The organism is Lentzea aerocolonigenes (assembly GCF_000974445.1).
Classification (GTDB): Bacteria; Actinomycetota; Actinomycetes; order Mycobacteriales; family Pseudonocardiaceae; genus Lentzea; species Lentzea aerocolonigenes.
The window spans coordinates 82,804-103,182 of the sequence record NZ_BBOJ01000011.1 but is presented as its reverse complement, the minus strand read 5'-3'; the positions used below and the strand labels follow the sequence as shown (position 1 = coordinate 103,182).

Below are 20,379 nucleotides of genomic sequence, written 5' to 3'. Positions count from 1 at the left end.
GGGCACGACGAGGTGGCGGCAGGGGCGCCGACCCTAGCGTTGCCGGTGACCGGAGTCACGTCGAGGTGGATGAGGCGCGGATGTCCAAGCTGAGCGAGATCAACGACTGGCTGCAGGAGAACCTCCCGAAGCTGGCGGCGCAGTACCAGGTGCCGGGCGCGACCGCGGCCGTCACCGTCGGCGACGAGGTCGTCGAGGCGGCGGCGGGTGTGCTCAACAAGAACACCGGTGTGGAGACGACGACCGACTCGCTGTTCCAGATCGGGTCGATCACCAAGGTCTGGACGACGACGCTCGCCCTGCAGCTCGTCGACGAGAAGCTGCTGGACCTCGACTCGCCGGTGCGGACCTACCTGCCCGAGTTCCGCATCGCCGACGAGGACGCGGCCGCGCGGATCACCGTGCGGCAGCTGATGAACCACACGTCGGGCTTCGAGGGTGATCTCTTCACCGACACCGGCCGCGGTGACGACTGCGTGGAGAAGTACGTCGCCACGTTGCACGACACGCCGCAGCTGTTCGCGCCCGGCGAGATGTTCAGCTACAACAACGCGGGCTACTGCGTGCTCGGCCGGATCGTGGAAGTGTTGCGCGGCAAGCCTTACGACGACTGCCTGCGCCAGCACCTGTTCGCGCCGCTCGGACTCGCGCACGCCGCCGCCGACGCCTACGAGGCGATCATGTTCCGGGCTGCCACCGGACACCTCACCCAGGACGAGGAGACCGGGCCGCAGGTGGCTCCGGTCTGGGCGCTGGTGCGGTCGAACGCCCCTGCCGGCTCAATGCTCGCCATGTCCGCCCGCGACCTGCTGACGTTCGCGCGGATGCACATCAACGGCGGCAAGGACGTGCTCTCGCCGGAGAGCGTCCGCGCCATGCAGGAGACCCAGGTGCAGGTGCCGGACCTCGCGCTGATGGGCGACGCCTGGGGGCTGGGCTGGGAGCTCTTCCACTATCCACAAGCGACGGTCATCGGTCACGACGGCGGCACGATCGGCCAGAACGCCTTCCTGCGCCTGGTTCCCGAGCACGGCGTCGCCGTCGCGCTGCTCACCAACGGCGGCAAGACCGTCGACCTGTACCAGGCGATCTTCCGGCACGTGCTGCGCGAGCTCACCGGCGTGGAGCTGCCCGCGATGCCCGAACCCGTTCCCCAGCCCGACCGTGTCGACGGTGAGCGGTTCACCGGCGTGTACGTCTCGTCGGTCGGCGAGCGCGTGGTGACGCAGGACGCGGACGGCCGGATCTGGATGGAGGTCATCCCGAAGGGGATCATGGCCGAGCTGAGCCCGGAGTCGGCGGGCAAGACCGAACTGGTGCCGTGGCGCGACGACACGCTCGTTGCCGCAGAACCCGTGCACGGCATCCACATGCCGCACGCGTTCGTCGGTGACGACGGGCACGGGCGCGCGCTGTTCCTGCACACCGGCCGCGCCGACCGCCGGGTGGCGCAGTGAACACCTCTGCGAACGGCCTCGCCGAGGTGTTCGCCGACGCGGGCGTGGACGGGTTCGTGCACGCCCGCGAGGTCGGCGTCGAGAACGGTCCCGAGGTCTGTCACCAGGCCGACGACCAGGTCGTGCTCGCGTCGGTGTTCAAGATCCCGGTGGCGGTCGCCTACGCCGCCGAGGTCGCCGCGGGACGGCTGGACGAGACCGAACGGACTCGTGTCACGTCCCGGTACCGCATCGGCGGGATCGGCACGGCGGGTTGTGCCGACGACGTCGAGATGAGCTGGCGCGACCTCGCGCTGTTCATGATGACGATGAGCGACAACGCCGCGACAGACGTCGTCTTCCACCGCGTCGGCCAGGCCGCGGTCGACGAGGTGCTCGCGAACCTCGGCCTGCACCGCACGCGGATCATGGGCTGCTGCGAGGACCTCTTCGCCTCGATGACCGCGGACCTCGCCATGAGCATGCAGGAAGCGGAAGACGTGCTCGGCGCTCCCACCTGGGAGGTCGTCGAGAAGCTGTCCATTGTGGACCCAGCACGCACGACTTCCTCGACACCGAGGGAGATCACCACGCTGCTGGACGCCATCTGGACCGACCGGGCCGCCGCCCCCGAGGCGTGCGAGCAGGTCCGCCGGATCATGGCCCAGCAGATCTGGCCGCACCGGCTGGGGTCAGGCTTCCCTTCCGACGTCCAGATCGCCGCCAAGACCGGCACCCTGCCCAGCGTCCGCAACGAGGCGGGCGTCGTCACCTACCCCGACGGCCGCAGCTACGCCGTCGCCGTGTTCACCCGTGCGCAGGCGCTCGAACCGCGGCAACCCGCCGTCGACGCGGTCATCGGCCGCGCGGGACGCCTCGCCGTCGACCACCTCCGGAGCACATCATGAAACGTGCGGCAGCCCTGCTCGGAGCCGTCGTCCTGACCGGGTGCGCGACGTCGGGGAGCTCTGGTTCCGGCACCGCGGACCTGGCCGACGGCAAGACGTTCACGATGTCGATCAGCGCCGACCCCGGCACCCTCGACCCCGCGCTCACCGTCCTGTCGCCCGCCCGCACGGTGGGCCGGTTCCTCTACGCCAGGCTGATCGAGCGCACCTCCAGCGGTGACATCGTCGCCGGGCTCGCGGAGAAGTGGGACGCCACGGCCACTTCGGCGACCTTCACCCTCCGCCAGGGCCTCACCTGCGACGACGGCACGCCGCTCACCGCGAAGGACGTCGCGGCGAACATCTCGTTCGTCGGCGATCCCGCGAACAAGTCACCGCTGGCCGGAGTCCAGGTCGTACCGGGCACTTCGGCGACGGCGGACGAGGCGGCCCGCACCGTCACGGTGACCAGCGGCGCACCGGACGCCTTCCTGCTGACCAACGTCGGCACGCTGCCGATCGTGTGCGCCAAGGGCATGAGCGACCGCACGGTGCTCGCCAAGGGCCAGCAGGGCACCGGCATGTTCAAGATCTCCGAGATCGTGCCCAACGACCACTACACGCTGGAGCGCCGCAAGGACTTCGCGTGGGGACCCGGTGACTGGCAGCAGAACCAGCCGGGCCTGCCCGAGAAGGTCGTGATCAGGGTGATCGCGAACGAGACGACGGCGGTGAACCTGTTGCTGTCCGGACAGCTCACCGCCGCCCCGGTGGCAGGTCCCGACCAGGAGCGCCTGTTCGCCCAGAAGCTCGGCCACGCCGACACCGCCACACCGCTCGGCACGCTGACGTTCAACCAGGCCGCCGGGCATCCCGGCAAGGACCCCGCCGTGCGCCGTGCGCTGGTCCAGGCACTCGACCTCGCCCAAGTGGGGAAAGTGCTGACCAACGGCAAGGGCCGGCCGTCCAAGAGCCTCGTGACGGTGGAACCGCGTCCCTGCACCGGCGACAACGTGACCGCGAGCCTGCCGCGGTTCGACAAGGCCGCCGCTGCCGCCGCACTGGACGGCGCGGGCTGGCGGGCGGGCCCGGACGGCACACGGGCCAAGGACGGCACGCCGTTGTCGATCAAGCTGCTCCAGCCGACCGTGGTCGGGCCGACGCTGACGGCGGCCGCGGAGCTGATCCAGCAGGCGTGGCAGGGCATCGGCGTGAAGGCGGAGATCCAGCCCGCCGACGCGGCAGGCGTCAACCAGGCGCTGTTCGGCACCGGCGCGTGGGACGCGTCCATGACGCCGCTCACGCTGTCGTTGCCCAGCCAGCTGACCCCGTTCGCATCCGGCGCGGTGCCGCCGGAGGGCGTGAACTTCGCCCACATCACCAACTCCGAGTTCGAGGCGGAGTCGAAGCAGGCCGCGTCGATGCCGGGGGCGGCGGGCTGCGAGCACTGGAACAAGGCCGAAGCCGCGCTGGTGAAGGACGCGAGCCTGGTGCCGTACTTCGACGCGGTGGTGCCGACGTTCGTCAAGGGCGCGAAGTTCACGATCAGCGACAGCATCGACCCGGCCTCGATCCGGATGCTCGCCTCATGATCACCGTCGAACGGGTGCGGGGCAGCGCGTGGCTGCCCTTCGCCCGGCGGCGGGCCCTGCGGTTGCTGACCTCGTTGTGGGTGCTGGTGACCGCGGCGTTCCTGATGATCCACCTGATCCCCGGCGACCCGGTCCGCGAATCGCTCGGCCTCACCGCGCCGCCCGAGGTCGTCGCCGCCCGGCGCGCGGCGCTGGGCCTGGACGATCCGCTGGTCGTGCAGTACTGGCACTACGTCAGCGGCCTGTTCCGCGGCGAGTTCGGCACCTCGCTGGTCAGCGGCACGCCCGTGGCCGACCTGATCGGCGACCGGCTGCCCGCGACCGTGCAGCTCGCGGTGCTCGCGTTCGTGGTCGTGATCGTCGTGGCGGTGCCGGTCGGTGTCGTGATGGCGGTGCTGACGAAGGGCGGCCGCCGCCGCGGTGGCGAGCTCGCGTTCACGTCGGTGAGCGTGGTGCTCGCGGCGATTCCGGAGTTCCTGCTGGCGGTCGCGCTGGTGAGCCTGTTCGCGGTGCAGCTGGGGGTGCTGCCGGTGGCGGGCAACGACGCCGCGGGTTCGTGGGTGCTGCCGGCGCTGGCGCTCGCCGTCGGACCGGCGGCCGTGCTGGCCCGCATCGTCCGGGTGGAGCTGCTTTCGGTGCTGGGCAACGACTTCGTCCGCACCGCGCGGGCGAAACGGTTGCCCGCGCGGCTGGTCTACCTGCGCCACGCGCTGCCGAACGCGCTGACCGCGACGTTGACGCTCGGCGGAATGATGCTGGCCGCCCTGGTCGCGGGGACCGTGCTGGTGGAGAACGTGTTCGCCTGGCCGGGACTGGGGTCGACGATCGTCGGGTCGATCCAGCAGAAGGACTATCCGGCGGTGCAAGGGATCGTGCTGGTGTACGGCGTGGGAGTGCTGCTGGTGAACCTCGTCGTCGACGTGGCGCTGGCCCTGCTCGATCCCCGTTCGACGATCAGGGAGGCGTGATGCGCCCGGTTCTCCGCTCCCCCGTCGGCGCCGCGTCTGCCGTGCTGCTCTGCCTGCTCGTGGCGTTGGCGGTCTTCGCCCCGATCCTGTGGGGTGACCGCGCCGCCGCCATCGACACCGACGCGTTGCAGCAGGGCCCGTCCTCCGCCCACCTGCTCGGCACCGACCAGCTGGGCCGCGACATCTTCTACCGCGTTCTCGTCGCGACCCGGCTGACGCTGGGACTCGCCCTGCTGGCGACCGTGATCGGCGTGACCGGCGGCCTGCTCCTGGGTTCGGCGCCCTCGGTGCTGCCGAGGTGGGCCGCCCGGATCGTCACGTCGGCGGTGAACATCGCCGTGGCGTTCCCCGGACTGCTGCTGGCGTTGTTCTTCGCCGTCATCTTCGGCACCGGCACGGTCGGCGCGGTGCTCGCCATCGCGTTCGCGATCACCCCGTCGTTCGCCCGGCTCACCCAGACCCTGACGGCGTCGGTCAGCGGCCGCGACTTCGTCAAGGCGGCACGGGTGTGCGGCGTGGGCCGCTTCCGGTTGCTGGTGCGGCACGTCCTGCCGAACATCGCCGAACCGCTGGTGATCAACGCGACCATGGCCGCGGGGACGGCGTTGATGGCGGTCGCGGGGCTGTCGTTCCTCGGCATCGGTGTGCAGGCACCGTCCTACGACTGGGGACGGCTGCTCGGCGAGGGCCTCAACCGGATCTACCTCTCCCCCGCACCCGCGCTGGGACCCGCGATCGCCGTGGTCGTCGCAGGGCTCGCGTTCAACCTGTTCGGCGAGGCCGCCGCGTCTCTCGCCGGGCGCCGGCAGCAACAGCGGCAGGAGCCCGTGACTCATGAGTCCGTTGTGGACACTTCCGCCGGTGGCCTGCTGACCGTGCGGAACCTGCACGTGACGTTCCCCGGTGGCGTGAGGGCCGTGCGCGGCGTCTCCTTCACCGTCCAAGACGGGGAAATGGTCGGCGTGGTCGGCGAGTCGGGGTCGGGCAAGAGCCTCACCGCGCTGGCCGTGTCCCGGCTGGTCGAGCACCCCGGTGTGGTGTCGGCCGACCGCCTGGAGTTCAACGGCACACCGCTGGCGCGCACCTCCGACCGCGAGCTCGGCACCGGCCTGGCCATGGTGTTCCAGGACCCGATGACGTCGTTCAACCCGGCCTTGCGCATCGGCCGGCAGGTGGCGGAGGTGTCCGAGGTGCACCAGGGCCTGTCGCGCAGGGCCGCGTTCGCCAAGGCGGTCGATCGCCTGCGGGCGGTGCGGATCCCGGAGGCGGACCGGCGCGCGCGGCAGTACCCGCACGAGTTCTCCGGCGGCATGCGGCAGCGGGCGATGATCGCGATGGGCCTGATGGGCGAGCCGCGCCTGGTGATCGCCGACGAACCCACCACGGCTCTGGACGTCACCGTGCAGCGCGAGGTGCTCAGGCTGCTGGCGCGGATCAGGGCGGAGCGGTCGGCGGCGGTGTTGCTGATCAGCCACGACATCACGGTGGTCGCGCAGACCTGCGACCGCGTGCTGGTGATGTACGCGGGGCGGATCGTCGAGGAGCTGCCGACCTCCGAGCTGTTCACGTCGGCGCGGCACCCGTACACGACGGCGTTGCTGGCCGCGGTGCCTGATCTGGACACGGACCGGGACGCGCCTTTGGCGGTGATTCCCGGGCGGCCGCCGGAGCCCGGGGAGATCGCGCGGGGGTGTCCGTTCGCGCCGCGGTGTCCGGTGGCGGAGCAGAAGTGCCGGCTGGAGGAGCCGTCGCTGGTTTCGGTGGATGAGGGACATCAGGTGGCTTGCTGGAAGTTGGACGCAGAGCTGGTGGAGGCGGCCGTGGGAGGTGCCCGGTGAGCGAACTGGTCTTCGACCACGTCACCGTCCGCTACGGCCACCACACGGCCGTTGACGACGTCTCCCTCACCGTCCCGTCGGGCCAGGTCGTCGGCCTGGTCGGCGAGTCGGGCTCCGGCAAGTCCACCCTCGCCGCCACCGCGGTCGGCCTCGTACCGGTCACCTCGGGCCGGGTGCTGGCGGACGGCAAGGTGCAGATGGTGTTCCAGGACCCCTACTCGTCGCTGGACCCGCGCATGAGCATCGGCGGCTCGATCTCCGAGGCCGTGCCCAGGGGCATCGACCGCCGCGCCGAGGTCGCGCGGCTGCTGGAACTCGTGAACCTCGATCCCGCGCGTGCCAAAGCCCTGCCGTTGAAGCTGTCCGGCGGCCAGCGGCAACGGGTCGCGCTCGCCAGGGCGCTGGCCGCAAGACCCGAGGTGATCGTCGCCGACGAGATCACGTCCGCGCTCGACGTGTCCGTGCAGGGCGCCGTGCTGAACCTGGTGCGCGACCTGCAACGGCAGTTGGGGCTGTCGATGCTGTTCATCTCGCACAACCTCGCCGTCGTGCGGTACGTGAGCGACCGGATCGCGGTCATGAAGAACGGCGCGATCGTCGAAGAGGGGCCGGCCGAGCGGGTGCTCGCCGACCCGCGGCACCCGTACACCCGCGAGCTCCTCGCGGCCGCGCCCAAGCGGCACACCAGGCTGGAGGTTTCATGATCGACGACCTGCACGGGCGCAGCGTCGTGGCGGACACGCACAACGACCTGCTCGATGCGATCGTGCACCGGCCCGTCGAGCGGTGGGTGCCGCACTTCCGCGAACGGTGGCTGCCGCAGTTGCGGGCGGGTGGGGTGAACCTGCAGGTGCTGCCGGTGTTCATCGACGACCCGTACCGGCCGGAAGGCGCACTGCGGCAGACGCTCCGGATGATCGAGGCCGCCCACCGCATCGCCGAGGCCAACCAGGACACCGTCCGGCTCTGCCTCGACGGGCGCCAGATCGACGCGGCGCTCGCCGACGACCGGATCGCGCTCGTGCTCGCCCTCGAAAGCGCGCCAGGGGTCGGCGAGGACGTCGAACTGCTGGAAACGCTGTACCGGCTGGGCGTGCGGATCGCGTCCCTCGCCCACTTCGGCCGCACGGCACTGGCCGACGGCAGCGGCGAGGACGCCACCGGCAGCAGGCTGACCAGGGCCGGTGTCGCCGCACTGGCCGAGATGGAACGGCTCGGCATGATCTTCGACGTCAGCCACCTGAGCGCGGCGGGCGTGGAGCACGTGCTGGAGCTAGCGACCCGTCCGGTGATGGCGACGCACTCGTCGGCACGGGCGTTGCGCGACCACCACCGCAATCTGACCGACGACCAGTTGAAAGGCATCGCGGCCAACGGTGGCGTTGTGTGTGTGAACTTCTTCGCGCCGTTCCTGCACGAGAGCGACTTCACCGTCGACCGGTTGATCGACCACATCGAGCACATCGCGGGCGTCATGGGCGTCGACCACGTCGGTCTCGGCCCGGACTTCGTCAAGGAGGTCATGGAGGACGTCACCCCGCCGTGCTGCGAGGCGCAGTTGATCGAGGGCGTCCCGACCGACCGTTTCCTGCCAGGGTTGGCAGGGCCGGCGGGGCTGCCGCTGGTGACCGAGGCACTGCAGAAGAGGGGCTGGCCGGAGGAGGACGTCGTCCGCGTCCTCGGCCAGAACGTGCTCGACCTGTTCCGAACCGAGCTGAGGGGACCCGCATCGTGACCAGCATCGAGGACCTGTACGGCCACGCGCTGCCCGAACAACCCGCGATCTCGCCGGACGGCGGCGTGATCGTCTACGTCCTGCGCACCACCGACCGGGAGAACGACCGCGACGAGCGAGCGCTGTGGCGGGTGTCCGGAGGCGAGGCGAAGCAGCTCACCAGGGGCAAGGCCGACGTGGCACCGGCGTGGTCACCGGACGGCGGCAGGATCGCGTTCCTCCGCGCGCAGGACGGTCCGCCACAGGTCTGGCTGCTGCCCGCCGACGGAGGCGAGCCGGAGCAGCTGACGACGTTGCCGCTCGGCGCGGGTGCACCCGTGTGGAGCGCGGACGGCCGGAAACTCGCCTTCACCGCGCCTGTCGACATCGCGGACGCCAAGGCGCCGGTCGTCGCGGACCGGCTCGCCCACAAGGCCGACGGCTCCGGGTACCTCCGCAGCATCCGCGCCCACCTGCACGTGCTCGACCTGGAGAGCCGCGAGGTCCGGCAGGTCACCGACGGCGACTGGCACGCCGGTTCTCCCGCCTGGTCCCCGGACGGCACGCGGCTCGCGTTCACCGGAGCGCGCGACGAGGACGCCGACCTCACGTTCCACGCGCCGGTGCACGTCGTCGAGGTGGCCGGGCGTGCGGAACCGAAGCTCGTCGGGCTCGCCGAAGGACAGGCCGCGACCGTCACGTGGGCCGGGGACGATCTCCTCGTCATCGGACGGACCACCGTGGGCGCCGGGCACCTCAGCCTGCTGCACCTGTCGCTGGACGGCGAGGTCCGCGACCTGTCCTCGGCGCTCGACCGCAACGTCATGCCCGGCATGTCGGGCTATCCGGGCGGGCTCCCCGCGCTCAGCGGCGACACCGTGTTCTTCTGCGCCCGCGACCGGGGCTGTACGCAGCTGTACGCCGTGGACCTCGAGGGCGGCGAACCGCGGCTCGTCCTGGGTGGCGATTCCCGTGTGGTCGCAGGGCTTTCGGTCGCCGGCGGAGTCGCGGCGGTCGTACTGGGTTCCCCGACCTCGTACGGCGAGATCGCCACCGTCGACCTGACCACCGGTGACACGACCGTCCACACCGGACACAACGCGCCGGACTTGTTCGTCCGCGAGGAGCGGGAGTTCACCATCTCGGACGGCACGGTCGTGCACGGCTGGCTGGTCCGCGACCCGGAGCGCACCGGCCCGTCACCGTTGCTGCTCGACATCCACGGCGGCCCGCACAACGCGTGGAACGGCGCGGCCGACCCGGTCCACCTCTACCACCAGGTGCTGGCGGAGCAGGGCTGGGCGGTGCTGCTGCTCAACCCGCGCGGCAGCGACGGCTACGGCGAAGACTTCTACCAGGCGGCCCTCGGGGCGTGGGGCAAGGCCGACGCCAAGGACTTCCTGGAGCCGATCGACCAGCTGGTAGCGGAAGGGCTCGCAGATCCGCAGAAGCTCGCGGTCACCGGCTACAGCTACGGCGGCTTCATGACGTGCTACCTGACCAGCCGCGACTCCCGGTTCGCCGCGGCCGTCGCCGGTGGTGTGGTCAGCGACCTGACCAGCATGGCGGGCACGTCCGACGGCGGGCACTACCTGACCAAACTGGAGCTGGGCGGCGGGGGCGACCACATCGCGGAGCTGTCCCCGTTGACGCTCGTCGGCGACGTCCACACGCCCACGTTGATCTACCAGGGCGCCGCGGACGACAGGTGCCCGGCGGGCCAGGCCGAGCAGTGGTTCACCGCGCTGCGCGAGAACGGGGTGCCGGCCAGGCTGGTGCTCTACCCCGAGGAGTCGCACCTGTTCATCCTCAACGGCAAACCCTCGCACCGCGAGGACTTCAACCGCCGCGTGGTCGACTGGGTGCGCGAGCACGCCGAAGGGCGCAAGCCGCTCGACGCGAAGCACTGGCAGCGCAGGCTTTCCGCCCTCGCGACCAAGCACGGCGTGCCCGGTGCGGCGCTCGGAATCCTGTACCAGGGCGAGACCGTGCACGCGCACCACGGCGTGCTGAACCTGTCGACCGGAGTCGAGGTCACCGACGACACGATCTTCCAGATCGGCTCGATGGGCAAGGTGTGGACGACGACGGCCGTGATGCAACTCGTCGACGAGGGACTGCTCGACCTCGACGCGCCGATCGTCGACGTGCTGCCCGAGCTGAAGCTCTCCGACCCGGTGACCGAGCAGAAGGTGACCATGCGGCACCTCCTCACGCACACCAGCGGCATCGACGGCGACATCTTCACCGACACCGGCCGCGGCGACGACTGCCTGGAGCGCTACACGGAACTGCTCGCCGACGCCGCCCAGAACCACCCGCTCGGCGCCACCTTCTCCTACAGCAACTCCGGTTTCGTCCTCGCCGGCCGGGTCATCGAGAAGGTCACCGGCAAGACGTGGGACGTGGCGATGCGCGAACGGCTCTTCGTCCCGCTCGGGCTCACCCGCGCGGGCACGTTGCCAGAGGAAGCGCTGCTGCACCGCGCCGCGGTCGGCCACGTCACCAAGGACGAGAAGCTCGAACCGGTGACGGTGTGGATGCTGCCGCGTTCGGTCGGCCCGGCCGGAACGATCTTCGCGAGCACCGCGGACGTGCTGAAGTTCGCGCGGATGCACCTCAGTGGCGGGCTGGCGGAGGACGGCACGCGGGTGCTGTCGGAGGCGTCGGTGGCGGCGATGACCGAGAAGCAGACCGACGTCCCCGACCCGAACAGCCTGGGCGACTCGTGGGGCATCGGCTGGATCCGGTTCAACTGGGATGGCCACCCGCTGATCGGTCACGACGGCAACACCATCGGGCAGTCCGCGATCCTGCGCGTGCTGCCGGACCAGGACCTCGCGGTCACGTTGCTGACCAACGGCGACAGCGTGCGGGACGTGTACCTGGAGCTGTACCGGGAGATCTTCGCCGAACTGGCCGGAATCGACATGCCGCGCCTGCTGGAGCCGGCCGCCGAACCACCCGCCGTGGACGTCTCGCGGTACGTCGGACGGTACGAGCGTGCCTCGATCGTCCTCGACGTCACCGAGGGCGAGAACGGGCTGCGGCTGGAGATGACGCCCACCGGTCCCCTGGCGGCGGTGATCCCCAAGCCGCCGACGATCGATCTCGTGCCGATCGACGAGTCGTTGTTCCTCTACCGGATGGCCGAGGACAAGAGCTGGTCGTCGCTCGTGTTCTATGCCCTGCCGACCGGGGAGCAGTACGTGCACATGGGTGTCCGCGCTACGCCGAAGGTGTCCTGAAGATGAACCTGCTCAACGACATCGAGCGACTCGTGATCTGCGAGTCGCCGTCCACCGACCTGGCCGCCGTCGCGCGCAGTGCGGAGGTCACCGCCGAGGTGGGCACCGCACTGCTCGGCGCGTCGCCGGAACGGATCGTGCTCGACGGCCGCACGCACCTGCGGTGGCGCCTGGGTTCCGGGCCGCGCAAGGTGTTGCTGCTCGGCCACCACGACACGGTGTGGCCGATCGGCACCCTGGAGCGGATCCCGTTCGAGGTGCGGGACGGCGTGCTGCGCGGACCCGGCTGCTTCGACATGAAGACCGGCGTCGCGATGATCTTCCACGCCGTCGCGGCGCTCGACTCCCCCGACGGCGTCACGGTGCTCATCACCGGCGACGAGGAGATCGGGTCGCCGTCGTCGCGCGGGCTGATCGAGGCCGAGGCTCTGCAACACACGGCAGTGCTCGTCACCGAAGCCTCCGCGGACGGCGGCGCCCTGAAGACCGAGCGCAAGGGCACCTCCCTCTACGAGGTGACGCTGCACGGCCGCGCCGCACACGCCGGGCTCGAGCCCGAACGCGGGGTGAACGCGACGATCGAGGCCGCGCACCAGGTCCTCGCGGTGTCGCGGCTGGCCGATCCCAGCACCGGCACCACCGTCGTGCCGACTGTGCTTTCCGCCGGCACGACGATGAACACCGTTCCCGCGCAAGGGAAGTTCACGGTGGACGTGCGGGTGCGCAACCTCGCCGAGCAGCAGCGCGTGGACGAGGCGATGCGGGCGCTGGAACCCGTGCTCGACGGAGCCAAGGTCGAGGTGACGGGCGGGCCCAACCGCGCACCGCTGGAGCTGTCGGCGTCCGCCGCGTTGTTCGAGCTCGCGTCCGGACTGGCGGACTTCGAGCTCACCCAGGCCTCGGTCGGCGGTGCCTCCGACGGCAACTTCACCGCGGGCGTGGGTGTTCCGACGCTGGACGGGCTCGGTGCGGTAGGCGGTGGCGCGCACGCCGAGAGCGAGCACGTGCTGGTATCGGAGCTCGTGCCGCGGACCACGCTGCTCGCGGCGCTCGTGAGGGAGCTGACATGATCGTCCGGCAGCTCATCGAGCACAAGGAACTCCTTGCCGCGCAACGGTTGTACGAGTCGATCTGGCGCTCGTCGACTCCCCCGGTCACCGCGGAGCTGATGCGGGCACTGCTCAAGTCCGGCAACTACGTGGCCGGCGCGTTCGACGGCGAGGACCTCGTCGGTGCGTGCGCGGGGTTCTGCGCGCCACCGTCGCAGAGCACGTTGCACAGCCACATCGCCGGGGTCGCGCCGGGCATGCGCGGGCGCAACATCGGCCACGCGCTGAAGCTCGACCAGCGGGAGTGGGCACTGGCGCGCGGGATCAAGGTGATCACCTGGACGTTCGATCCGCTGGTGCGCCGCAACGCCCACTTCAACCTCGCCAAGCTGGGCGCGACCGCCACCGAGTACCTGCCCGACCTGTACGGGCAGATGTGCGACGACATCAACAGCGGCGGGGCGAGCGACCGGCTCCTCGTCACCTGGGACCTCACCGCCGCTCAGCCGCGGGTCGTCAGCGCGACGGGCGTGGTGGCGCTGGGGATCTCCGACGACGGGCTGCCCGTGCGGGGAACGTGCGCGGGCGACACCGTTCTGGTCGCGGTGCCGTCCGACGTCGAGACGCTGCGGGCCACGAACCCGGCCGCGGCGACCGAGTGGCGTCACGCCGTGCGCGAGGTGCTCGGCGGGCTGCTCGCGGCGGGTGGCCGCGTGACCGGGTTCGACAGGTCCGGGTGGTACGTCGTCGAGAGGAACGAGTCGTGAAGCTGACCGGGGTGGAGCTCCGCTGGGTCGAGATGCCGCTGAAGTCCCCGTTCCGCACGTCGTTCGGCACACAGACCGTGCGGCAGTTGCTGCTGCTGCGTGCCGTCACGGACGAGGGCGAGGGCTGGGGCGAGTGCGTCGCGATGGCCGACCCGGTGTACTCGTCGGAGTACCTCGAAGGCTGCGCGGACGTGCTGCGGCGGTTCCTGGTCCCGGCGCTGACCGGGCCGGTCGACGGGGTGTCCGTGGCTCCCCGGCTGGCCAGGTTCCACGGGCACCGGATGGCCAAGGGCGCGTTGGAGATGGCCGTGCTCGACGCCGAACTGCGCGCGCGTGGCGTGTCGTTCGGCCGTGAGCTGGGCGCGGTGCGCGACCGGGTGCCGTGCGGGGTGTCGGTGGGGATCATGAACTCGATCCCGGAGCTGCTCGACGCGGTCGGCGGGTACGTTGACGAGGGCTACGTCCGGATCAAGCTCAAGATCGAACCGGGCTGGGACCTCGACCCCGTGCGCGCGGTCCGCGAACGGTTCGGCGACGTGCTGCTCCAGGTCGACGCGAACACCGCCTACACCCTCGCCGACACGCGACACCTGGCGAAGCTCGACCCGTTCGACCTGCTGCTGATCGAGCAGCCGCTGCCTGAGGAGGAACTGCTCGCGCACGCCGAGCTGGCGAAGGTCGTGCGCACGCCGATCTGCCTGGACGAGTCGATCACCTCGGCGTCGTCGGCCGCCGACGCGATCAAGCTCGGCGCCTGCCAGGTCGTCAACATCAAGCCCGGCCGGGTCGGCGGCTACCTGGAGGCGCGGCGGATCCACGACGTCTGCGCGGCGCACGGGATCGCGGCGTGGTGCGGCGGCATGCTGGAAACGGGCATCGGCCGTGCCGCGAACGTGGCGCTGGCGGCGTTGCCCGGCTGCACGCTGCCCGGCGACACCTCGGCGTCGGACCGGTACTACGCGATGGACGTCACCGAGCCGTTCGTGCTGGACGACGGCCATCTCGTGGTGCCGACCGGGCCGGGGCTCGGCGTGACGCCGCTACCGGACGCGCTCGACGCCGTGACGGTGAAGACGGAGTGGATTCCTATCGCATAATCGCGGCACTGACCTGCAGAAATAGAACTCTTGCAGGTCAGTGCGGCTCCGTTCGAATTCGTTGAGGGACACGTACTGGCCCGTTCAACACATGGTTCTGCTCCCCCCTGCTCCCGGATCGTGCTCCCACAGCCGACGACCGGCTCCGTCGGCCTTGATCGAACCGCCCCTGCGTTCAACGAGGTGCTGCAGGGCGGAACTGCGAAGGCGGGAGCGCGTCCGGGAACGTCCGGGATTTCCCCGCGGCCAACGGGACGTGCCGACACTCGAACGCGTCTGAGCGTTGTCGGGGGAGAACAGGGGATCAACATGTTGAGGGAATGGACGGGAGCGGCCACCGCGGTGATCGCCGCTTGCGCCGCCGTGGTCGGGTTGACCGCGACGTCGGCGCAAGCGGCGCCGCAGGAGTCGGGTTCCGTGCTCGTCATGGTCGACGCACCGCGCGACGGGGAGGTCGCGCCGCTGGGCACCTCGTGTGGCGGGGTGCTGAACCCGTGCGGGATCGCCTACAACCGCACGGGCAGCACGTTGCAGTTGAGCCGTGATGCCAGCAGCCACCTCTACTGCGGTGCGGTCGGTCCGTACCGCGACCTGCCGAGCGGGCAGAACTCCAACGCCTACGGCTCGCCGAGGTGGCCCGACGTCGACTGCGTGCGTTCCAACACGCGGTGGATCGTCACCAACGGCCGGGTCTACCCGCCCGGCGAGTGGATCAGGATCTGGACGTCGAAGTGGTTCTACGGGGCGTGACGCGGGCGTGATCGGCCGCCGGTGAGGGGTCGGCGGCCGATCACGGCTGTTCCAGCGCGGCGAGGCGGGCGCGGATCTCCTCGGCCTGCGGCATGCCGAGGTCGGTGTAGAGGGCCACGGCCTGCTCGTAGTGCTGACGAGCGAGCGCGGCGTCGCCCATGGCGTGGTGGGCCTGGCCGAGGCCGGCGTGGGCGCGGGCCTGCTGATCGCTGGTGCCCAGGTCGGTGGCGATGGTGAGGGCGGCCTCGTGATGGGCGAGGGCCCAGGCGGGACGGCCGGTGGCGTTGGCGACTTCGCCGAGGCCGTTGAGCGCCCAGGCTTCGCCGGGCTGGTCGCCGGTCTCACGGAAGAGGTCCAGGGCCTGCTGGTGCCGTTCGAGGGCTTGGGGCACCTCGCCGAGCTGGGTGTGCAGCTTGCCGAGGCTGTCGAGGGTCCAGCCCTCCCCCGCGCGGTTGCCGACCTGTCTGCACAGAACCAGGGCCTGCTGGAGGTGGTCGGCGGCGGGCCCGTAGCGGCCGAGCAGGACCTCGATGCCGCCGAGGCCGATCAGCATGTAGGACTCACCGGCCCGGTCGCCCGCCGCGCGGAACAGGTCCAGGGCCTGCTGGAGGTGCTCGGCGGCGGAGTCGTAGCGGCCCAGTTGCCCCTCGACGGTGCCGAGGTTGCTCAGCGTGTAGGCCTCGCCGGTCCGGTCGCCTGCCTGCCGGAACAGGGCCTGGACCTGCTCGTAGTGCTCGGCGGCCCGCTGGTAGCGGCCCAGCAGCTGCTCGATGTTGCCCAGGTTGCCCTGGGCGCGGGCCTGGCCTGCCAGGTCGCCGGTCTGCCGGAACAGGACGAGTGCCTGTTCGAACTGGTCGGCTGCGGTGCGGTACCGGCCCAGTTGACCGTTGGTGGTGCCGAGGTTGAGCAGCGCGGTGGCCTGCCCGGCCGGGTCGTCGGCGTCCTGGGCGGCGCGGCAGGCGTGGCCGTGGACGGCGAGGGCGTCGGTGAAGTGGCCGCCGTCGAAGTAGCGGGACATGATCTCCGCGAGCCGGATGGTGTGGGTCTGCCAGCCGTGGGTGGCGCTGTGCGCGGCGACGGCGACCAGGTTCGGGCGTTCGACGTCCAGCCACCGCTTGGAGGTGTCCGGGTCGGTCAGGGCTGGGGCCGGGTCGACCGGGGAAGGGACTTCCGCCTGGGCCGGGTAGAGGTGGTCCATCGCGGTGCCCACGGTGGCCAGGTAGTAGTCGAACAGGCGGGTCAACGCGGCGCGGCGGTCGGCAGGGCGGTCCTCGTCGGCCGCCCTGGTCGCGGCGTAGGCCCGGACCAGGTCGTGGAAGGTGTAACGGCCGGGAGCGGTCTGCTGGAGCAGGTGGTCGGCGCGCAGTTGGTCGAGCTGGTCGTGAACGGTGCGCAGGTCCGTGCCGGTCAGCGCCGCGGCGGCGTGCGCGTCGACGTCCTGGCCGGGATGCAGCGCGAGCAGTCGCAGCAGTCGTCGTCGGTCGGCTGGCTGGTCCTGGTAGGACAGGCCGAGCGCGAGTTCGACGCCGGAGTCCAGCCGCTGGTCGCGGTGGCGTTCGTCGAGCCGGTCGGCGTGGTCGGTGAGGGTCCAGCCGGGGGTCGCGGCGATTCGCGCCGTGACGAGGCCCAGTGCCAGCGGCAGGTAGCCGCAGCGCAGCGCGATGCGCGCTGGAGCCGCCGGGTCCGGGCCGACGGGCACTGCGGGCGCGGCGTCGGCGAGAAAGCGCACGGCCTCCTCGGGGGTGAACACGTCCACCGGGAGGTGCGTCGCGCCTGCCAGGGCGGTGAGGCTTCGGCGGCTGGTGATCAGGGTGGGGCAGCCGGGGGCAGTGGACAGCAGGGGGCGGACCTGGTCCTCGGTGGCGGCGTTGTCGAGGATCACCAGGGTGCGGGTGTTGTGGAGCCGGTCGCGGTAGGCGGCGGCGCGGGCGTCCAGGTCGTGCGGGATCTGATGGCCGGGCACGCCGAGCAGGCGCAGGAACCCGTCCAGGACGGCGGCGGGGTCGGCCGGTGGTTGGGCCGGGTCGGGGTGGAAGCCGCGCAGGTTGACGAACAGGACCCGGTCGACGAGGTCCGCGTCAGCGAGCAGATGCCCGGCGTGGATGGCGAGCTGAGTCTTGCCGATCCCGGCCATGCCCTCCAGCGCGGAGATCACCACCGCGTCGCCGTCGCGCAGCGCCTCGCGCAGCCGATCGAGTTCGGCGGTGCGGCCGGTGAACTCGGCCAGGTCCTCCGGCAGGGTGTCCTGGACGCGGACCTGGGACGCCGCCTTGGTTTCGCCGCCGACGACGCGGAGAGCCTGCCGCCACTGCGCCGCGTAGCCGACGTCGGCGTGCAGCGCCTGCACGACCGCCACGACGAGATCGTTGTTCCACCGCCGCCTGCCGGGCCGGAAGCAGTCCGCGACGGTGTTCTTCCGCGCCAGGTCGCTCTCCGGCCGTCCGGCCGCGGTCCACGCCGCGTTGACGCGGTCCTTGATGACCTCGTAGGACGGATCGCCCGCCCAGACCTTCAACAACCGCAACAAAAGCACGAGGTCGTCGAGGCTGCTCGCCGGTCCGGGGTCGGGCGGCGCCGCGAAGACGTCGGTCGGTTCCCGAGACGATGGCATGACGTGCCTCCAACCTGTGCGGCCTGTCTTTTTGAGGCCACCCTGTGGAAATCCAGGTTCACCACCTGGAAGTGGAACTGCACCGCTCAGAGCGGCGATGACGAGAAGAAGCAAGAAGGTTCTTGGATCCAGTCGCCGAGGATCCTGCTTCTCAGTGAATCGGCTCGGAAAGCAGTTCCAGCGAAGGGATCATGCGACTCGGATCGGTGCTTCGTCCAGCACAAGGATTCCTTGGCCGGGGTCACGAACGAGCGTGGCGGCCAGTGCACGCAAGCTCTGCGGGTCGTCAGCGCCTGCTCTGACCACAACACCGCTCTTCGAGTCCATCATCGAATCCCATCTGATCCGCCACTGGCGGTGGCGGTCACGGGCGAGCTTCAGCTGAAGGCTTCGCACCACCACGTGATAGCGCACACCAAGCGGCATCCGGGTCACATCATCGGGATCGGCCGACCACTGGTCAACGGGAAGATTGATCAACTCCGTGGAGAGCACGAACTCCAGCCGGATGGTCTTCGCGTATTGCACCCAATCGGCCTCGGCCCACTCGACAATCAGCGCAACCTGGTTGCGCACTTGGTCCATGTCACCGACGAAGTCACGCCCCCTCATCGGATTGATGGTCGCGTTGGTCGCCGCGACTGTCACGAACACGGCTGCAGGCAGTGGACCTCGATCTGAGCCGCCCGCTCGAGCTGTTCGGTCTCAGCCATCGGCCTGTTCTAGATACCCGACAACGGGTCAGTGAATTGGGGGTCTCCGCGTGCGCAGGCGGGCTCGGCCTTGCACCGAGCCCGCTCCTCCAGCTCCACCCGTTCCCGATCGCTCGCCCGGTTGGGCGTACGTCGTTCCCGCGAACGTCCGGAACACCGGAGCCGGACCTGCGTCACGTCACCGGCTAGCGCTGCAGTGTCAGCAGGCCCGGCCGGTAAGGCAGGAGGGCGTAGTCCATGCCGTCGGAGCTGGGGTCGCGTCCCTGGTACAGGAACTGCAGGTTGCAGGGGTCAACGGTCTTGGTCTGATCGGGGTTGGTGCGAATCAGATCGCCGTGGCTGATGTCGTCGGTCCAGGTGGCGCCGCTGTTGGCCTTGCCGGCGAAGGGGTTGCTCTCGGTGACGGCCTGCGGTGTCCACGTACCGTCGAGGCTGGTGGCCGTGAACGAGCGGAAGTAGCGCTGCGCTTTCGGCCACGCCCCTCGCGCCTCGACGATCATGAGGTACTGGTTCTGGCCCTGGACCTTGTAGACCTCGACCGCTTCGAACAGGTTGTCCTGCGTGTCGCTCATGATCGTCGTGTAGTTCGAGCCGAAGCTGCCCGGGAAGTTCCCGATGGGCATGCTGGCGCGGTAGATGTTGCCGTTGTCGCCGGCGAAGAACAGGTACATGTTCGTGCCGTCGGCAATGAGGGTCTGGTCGATGGGGGCGGTGACGGGGATGCTGCCCGTGAACAGCGTCTGCGCCGCGGACCAGCCGTTGGGGTTGGTGGGGTCGCTCGAGGTGCGGTAGGAGAAGGTCGGCCCGTCCCACTGGTAGGCGAGCACCCAGATGTTCTTCGGGGCGAAGTAGAACAGCGTCGGCGCGATGGCGTTGAACGACATCGAGTTCTGGGTGGCGGTGGCCATGTCGGACCAGTTCGTGAAGGGGCTGAAGCTCATCGACTTCCAGTTCGATTGGCTGTCGCTCGTCGTGCCGTAGACGACGTGCTGGCCGTTGTGGACGACGTGGGTGAGGTCCTTGAGCGAGACCCACCCCGACTTCGGAGTGGCCAGCGGGCCGGTCGACGTCCAGCGGTACGTCGACGGCAGCGAGCAGGTGCCACTGCCCCCGTCGACCCGGACGAGTTGCCACTGCTGGTTGCTGCCGTTCCAGTCGCCCCACTGTGCGACGCCGGCGCCGTCGGCGGTCGACAGGCCTTGCACCTCGACGACCTTGTTGCTGTTGCGGTTGACCAGCCGGACGTAGCCGCTGTCGGAATCGGCCAGCCGGAACTGCTGGTTGGCGCCGTTGCCGTCGGCCCACTGCACGATCGCGGCACCGTCTGCGGTCGACCAGTTGAAGACGTCGAGCACCTTGCCGGAGTGCCGCGCGCGCAGCCGGTAGTAGCCGCCGCCGGAGTCCACGAACTGGAACTGCTGGTTGGTGGCGTTGGTGCGGGTCCGCTGGACGAGGTTGGCGCCGTCGGCCGTGGACGCGCTGCTGACGTCGAGGGCCTTGCCGCTGTTGCGGTTCACCAGTACGTACCAGGCGGTGGTGTCCACCGTGGCGGCCGACGCTGGCGTCATGGCCACCGTGAGCAGCCCACCCACGAACGCCGCCGCCGCAGCGGCGGCCAATCCCGACCGCAACCGACGGCGCCACCTCGCGGTGCGCGCAAACCCAACCGACATAGCGTCTTTCCTTTCACCATTGGGATCGCCGACATG

The 20,379-nt window shown here is 70.4% G+C and carries 14 protein-coding genes and 1 pseudogene; 12 read left to right on the top strand and 3 right to left on the bottom strand.

Annotated elements, in window-relative coordinates; translation table 11 throughout:
* Window positions 1-80 precede the first annotated feature (80 nt).
* The 12 genes and pseudogenes from AOM45_RS21790 (at window position 81) to AOM45_RS21735 (ending at window position 15,346) form a co-directional block, all read left to right on the top strand.
* A complete protein-coding gene (locus tag AOM45_RS21790; protein WP_030465245.1) occupies window positions 81-1,457 on the top strand; it encodes a serine hydrolase domain-containing protein in 1,377 nt (458 codons plus the stop codon).
* Window positions 1,454-2,344 carry a serine hydrolase gene (locus AOM45_RS21785; protein ID WP_030465244.1) on the top strand — a complete coding sequence of 297 codons (891 nt, stop codon included), beginning with the start codon at window positions 1,454-1,456 and terminating at the stop codon, window positions 2,342-2,344. The genes AOM45_RS21790 and AOM45_RS21785 overlap by 4 nt, the downstream gene beginning before the upstream one ends.
* Window positions 2,341-3,915 carry an ABC transporter substrate-binding protein gene (locus AOM45_RS21780; RefSeq protein WP_030465243.1) on the top strand — a complete coding sequence of 525 codons (1,575 nt, stop codon included), beginning with the start codon at window positions 2,341-2,343 and terminating at the stop codon, window positions 3,913-3,915. The genes AOM45_RS21785 and AOM45_RS21780 overlap by 4 nt, the downstream gene beginning before the upstream one ends.
* Window positions 3,912-4,883, top strand: a complete 972-nt coding sequence (locus AOM45_RS21775) for an ABC transporter permease (RefSeq protein ID WP_030465242.1) — start codon at window positions 3,912-3,914, stop codon at window positions 4,881-4,883. Before AOM45_RS21780 ends, AOM45_RS21775 begins: the two co-directional genes overlap by 4 nt.
* Complete coding sequence (locus tag AOM45_RS21770; RefSeq protein ID WP_030465241.1) at window positions 4,883-6,721, top strand: dipeptide/oligopeptide/nickel ABC transporter permease/ATP-binding protein; 1,839 nt, start codon at window positions 4,883-4,885, stop codon at window positions 6,719-6,721. Before AOM45_RS21775 ends, AOM45_RS21770 begins: the two co-directional genes overlap by 1 nt.
* Window positions 6,718-7,413, top strand: a pseudogene (locus AOM45_RS21765) (ABC transporter ATP-binding protein); the annotation flags it as partial. The gene AOM45_RS21770 and the pseudogene AOM45_RS21765, both read left to right, overlap by 4 nt.
* Window positions 7,414-7,421: 8 nt before the next feature.
* Complete coding sequence (locus AOM45_RS21760; protein ID WP_030465239.1) at window positions 7,422-8,456, top strand: dipeptidase; 1,035 nt, start codon at window positions 7,422-7,424, stop codon at window positions 8,454-8,456.
* Window positions 8,453-11,683 (top strand): serine hydrolase, encoded by a 3,231-nt coding sequence (locus AOM45_RS21755; RefSeq protein ID WP_236703792.1) that lies wholly within the window; start codon window positions 8,453-8,455, stop codon window positions 11,681-11,683. The genes AOM45_RS21760 and AOM45_RS21755 overlap by 4 nt, the downstream gene beginning before the upstream one ends.
* Window positions 11,684-11,685: 2 nt before the next feature.
* Window positions 11,686-12,753, top strand: coding sequence for a M20 family metallopeptidase (locus AOM45_RS21750; protein WP_030465237.1), 1,068 nt, complete (start codon window positions 11,686-11,688; stop codon window positions 12,751-12,753).
* The gene (locus tag AOM45_RS21745) at window positions 12,750-13,499 is read left to right on the top strand and encodes a GNAT family N-acetyltransferase (RefSeq protein WP_051782761.1); all 750 of its coding nucleotides are present in this window, start codon (window positions 12,750-12,752) and stop codon (window positions 13,497-13,499) included. Before AOM45_RS21750 ends, AOM45_RS21745 begins: the two co-directional genes overlap by 4 nt.
* Window positions 13,496-14,596, top strand: coding sequence for an o-succinylbenzoate synthase (menC, locus tag AOM45_RS21740; RefSeq protein WP_030465236.1), 1,101 nt, complete (start codon window positions 13,496-13,498; stop codon window positions 14,594-14,596). Before AOM45_RS21745 ends, menC begins: the two co-directional genes overlap by 4 nt.
* Window positions 14,597-14,905: 309 nt before the next feature.
* Entirely contained in the window at window positions 14,906-15,346 is a 441-nt protein-coding gene (locus AOM45_RS21735; RefSeq protein ID WP_156093564.1) for a hypothetical protein, read from the top strand.
* Between the two features lie 40 nt (window positions 15,347-15,386).
* Here the strand turns inward: AOM45_RS21735 and AOM45_RS21730 are convergent, their stop codons facing one another.
* The 3 genes from AOM45_RS21730 to AOM45_RS21720 form a co-directional block, all read right to left on the bottom strand.
* The gene (locus tag AOM45_RS21730; RefSeq protein WP_030465234.1) at window positions 15,387-17,957 is read right to left on the bottom strand and encodes a tetratricopeptide repeat protein; all 2,571 of its coding nucleotides are present in this window, start codon (window positions 17,955-17,957) and stop codon (window positions 15,387-15,389) included.
* Window positions 17,958-18,146: 189 nt separating this feature from the next.
* Window positions 18,147-18,611 carry a VMAP-C domain-containing protein gene (locus tag AOM45_RS21725; RefSeq protein WP_030465233.1) on the bottom strand — a complete coding sequence of 155 codons (465 nt, stop codon included), beginning with the start codon at window positions 18,609-18,611 and terminating at the stop codon, window positions 18,147-18,149.
* Between the two features lie 244 nt (window positions 18,612-18,855).
* Window positions 18,856-20,343, bottom strand: coding sequence for a non-reducing end alpha-L-arabinofuranosidase family hydrolase (locus AOM45_RS21720; RefSeq protein ID WP_030465232.1), 1,488 nt, complete (start codon window positions 20,341-20,343; stop codon window positions 18,856-18,858).
* Between the last annotated feature and the right edge of the window lie 36 nt (window positions 20,344-20,379).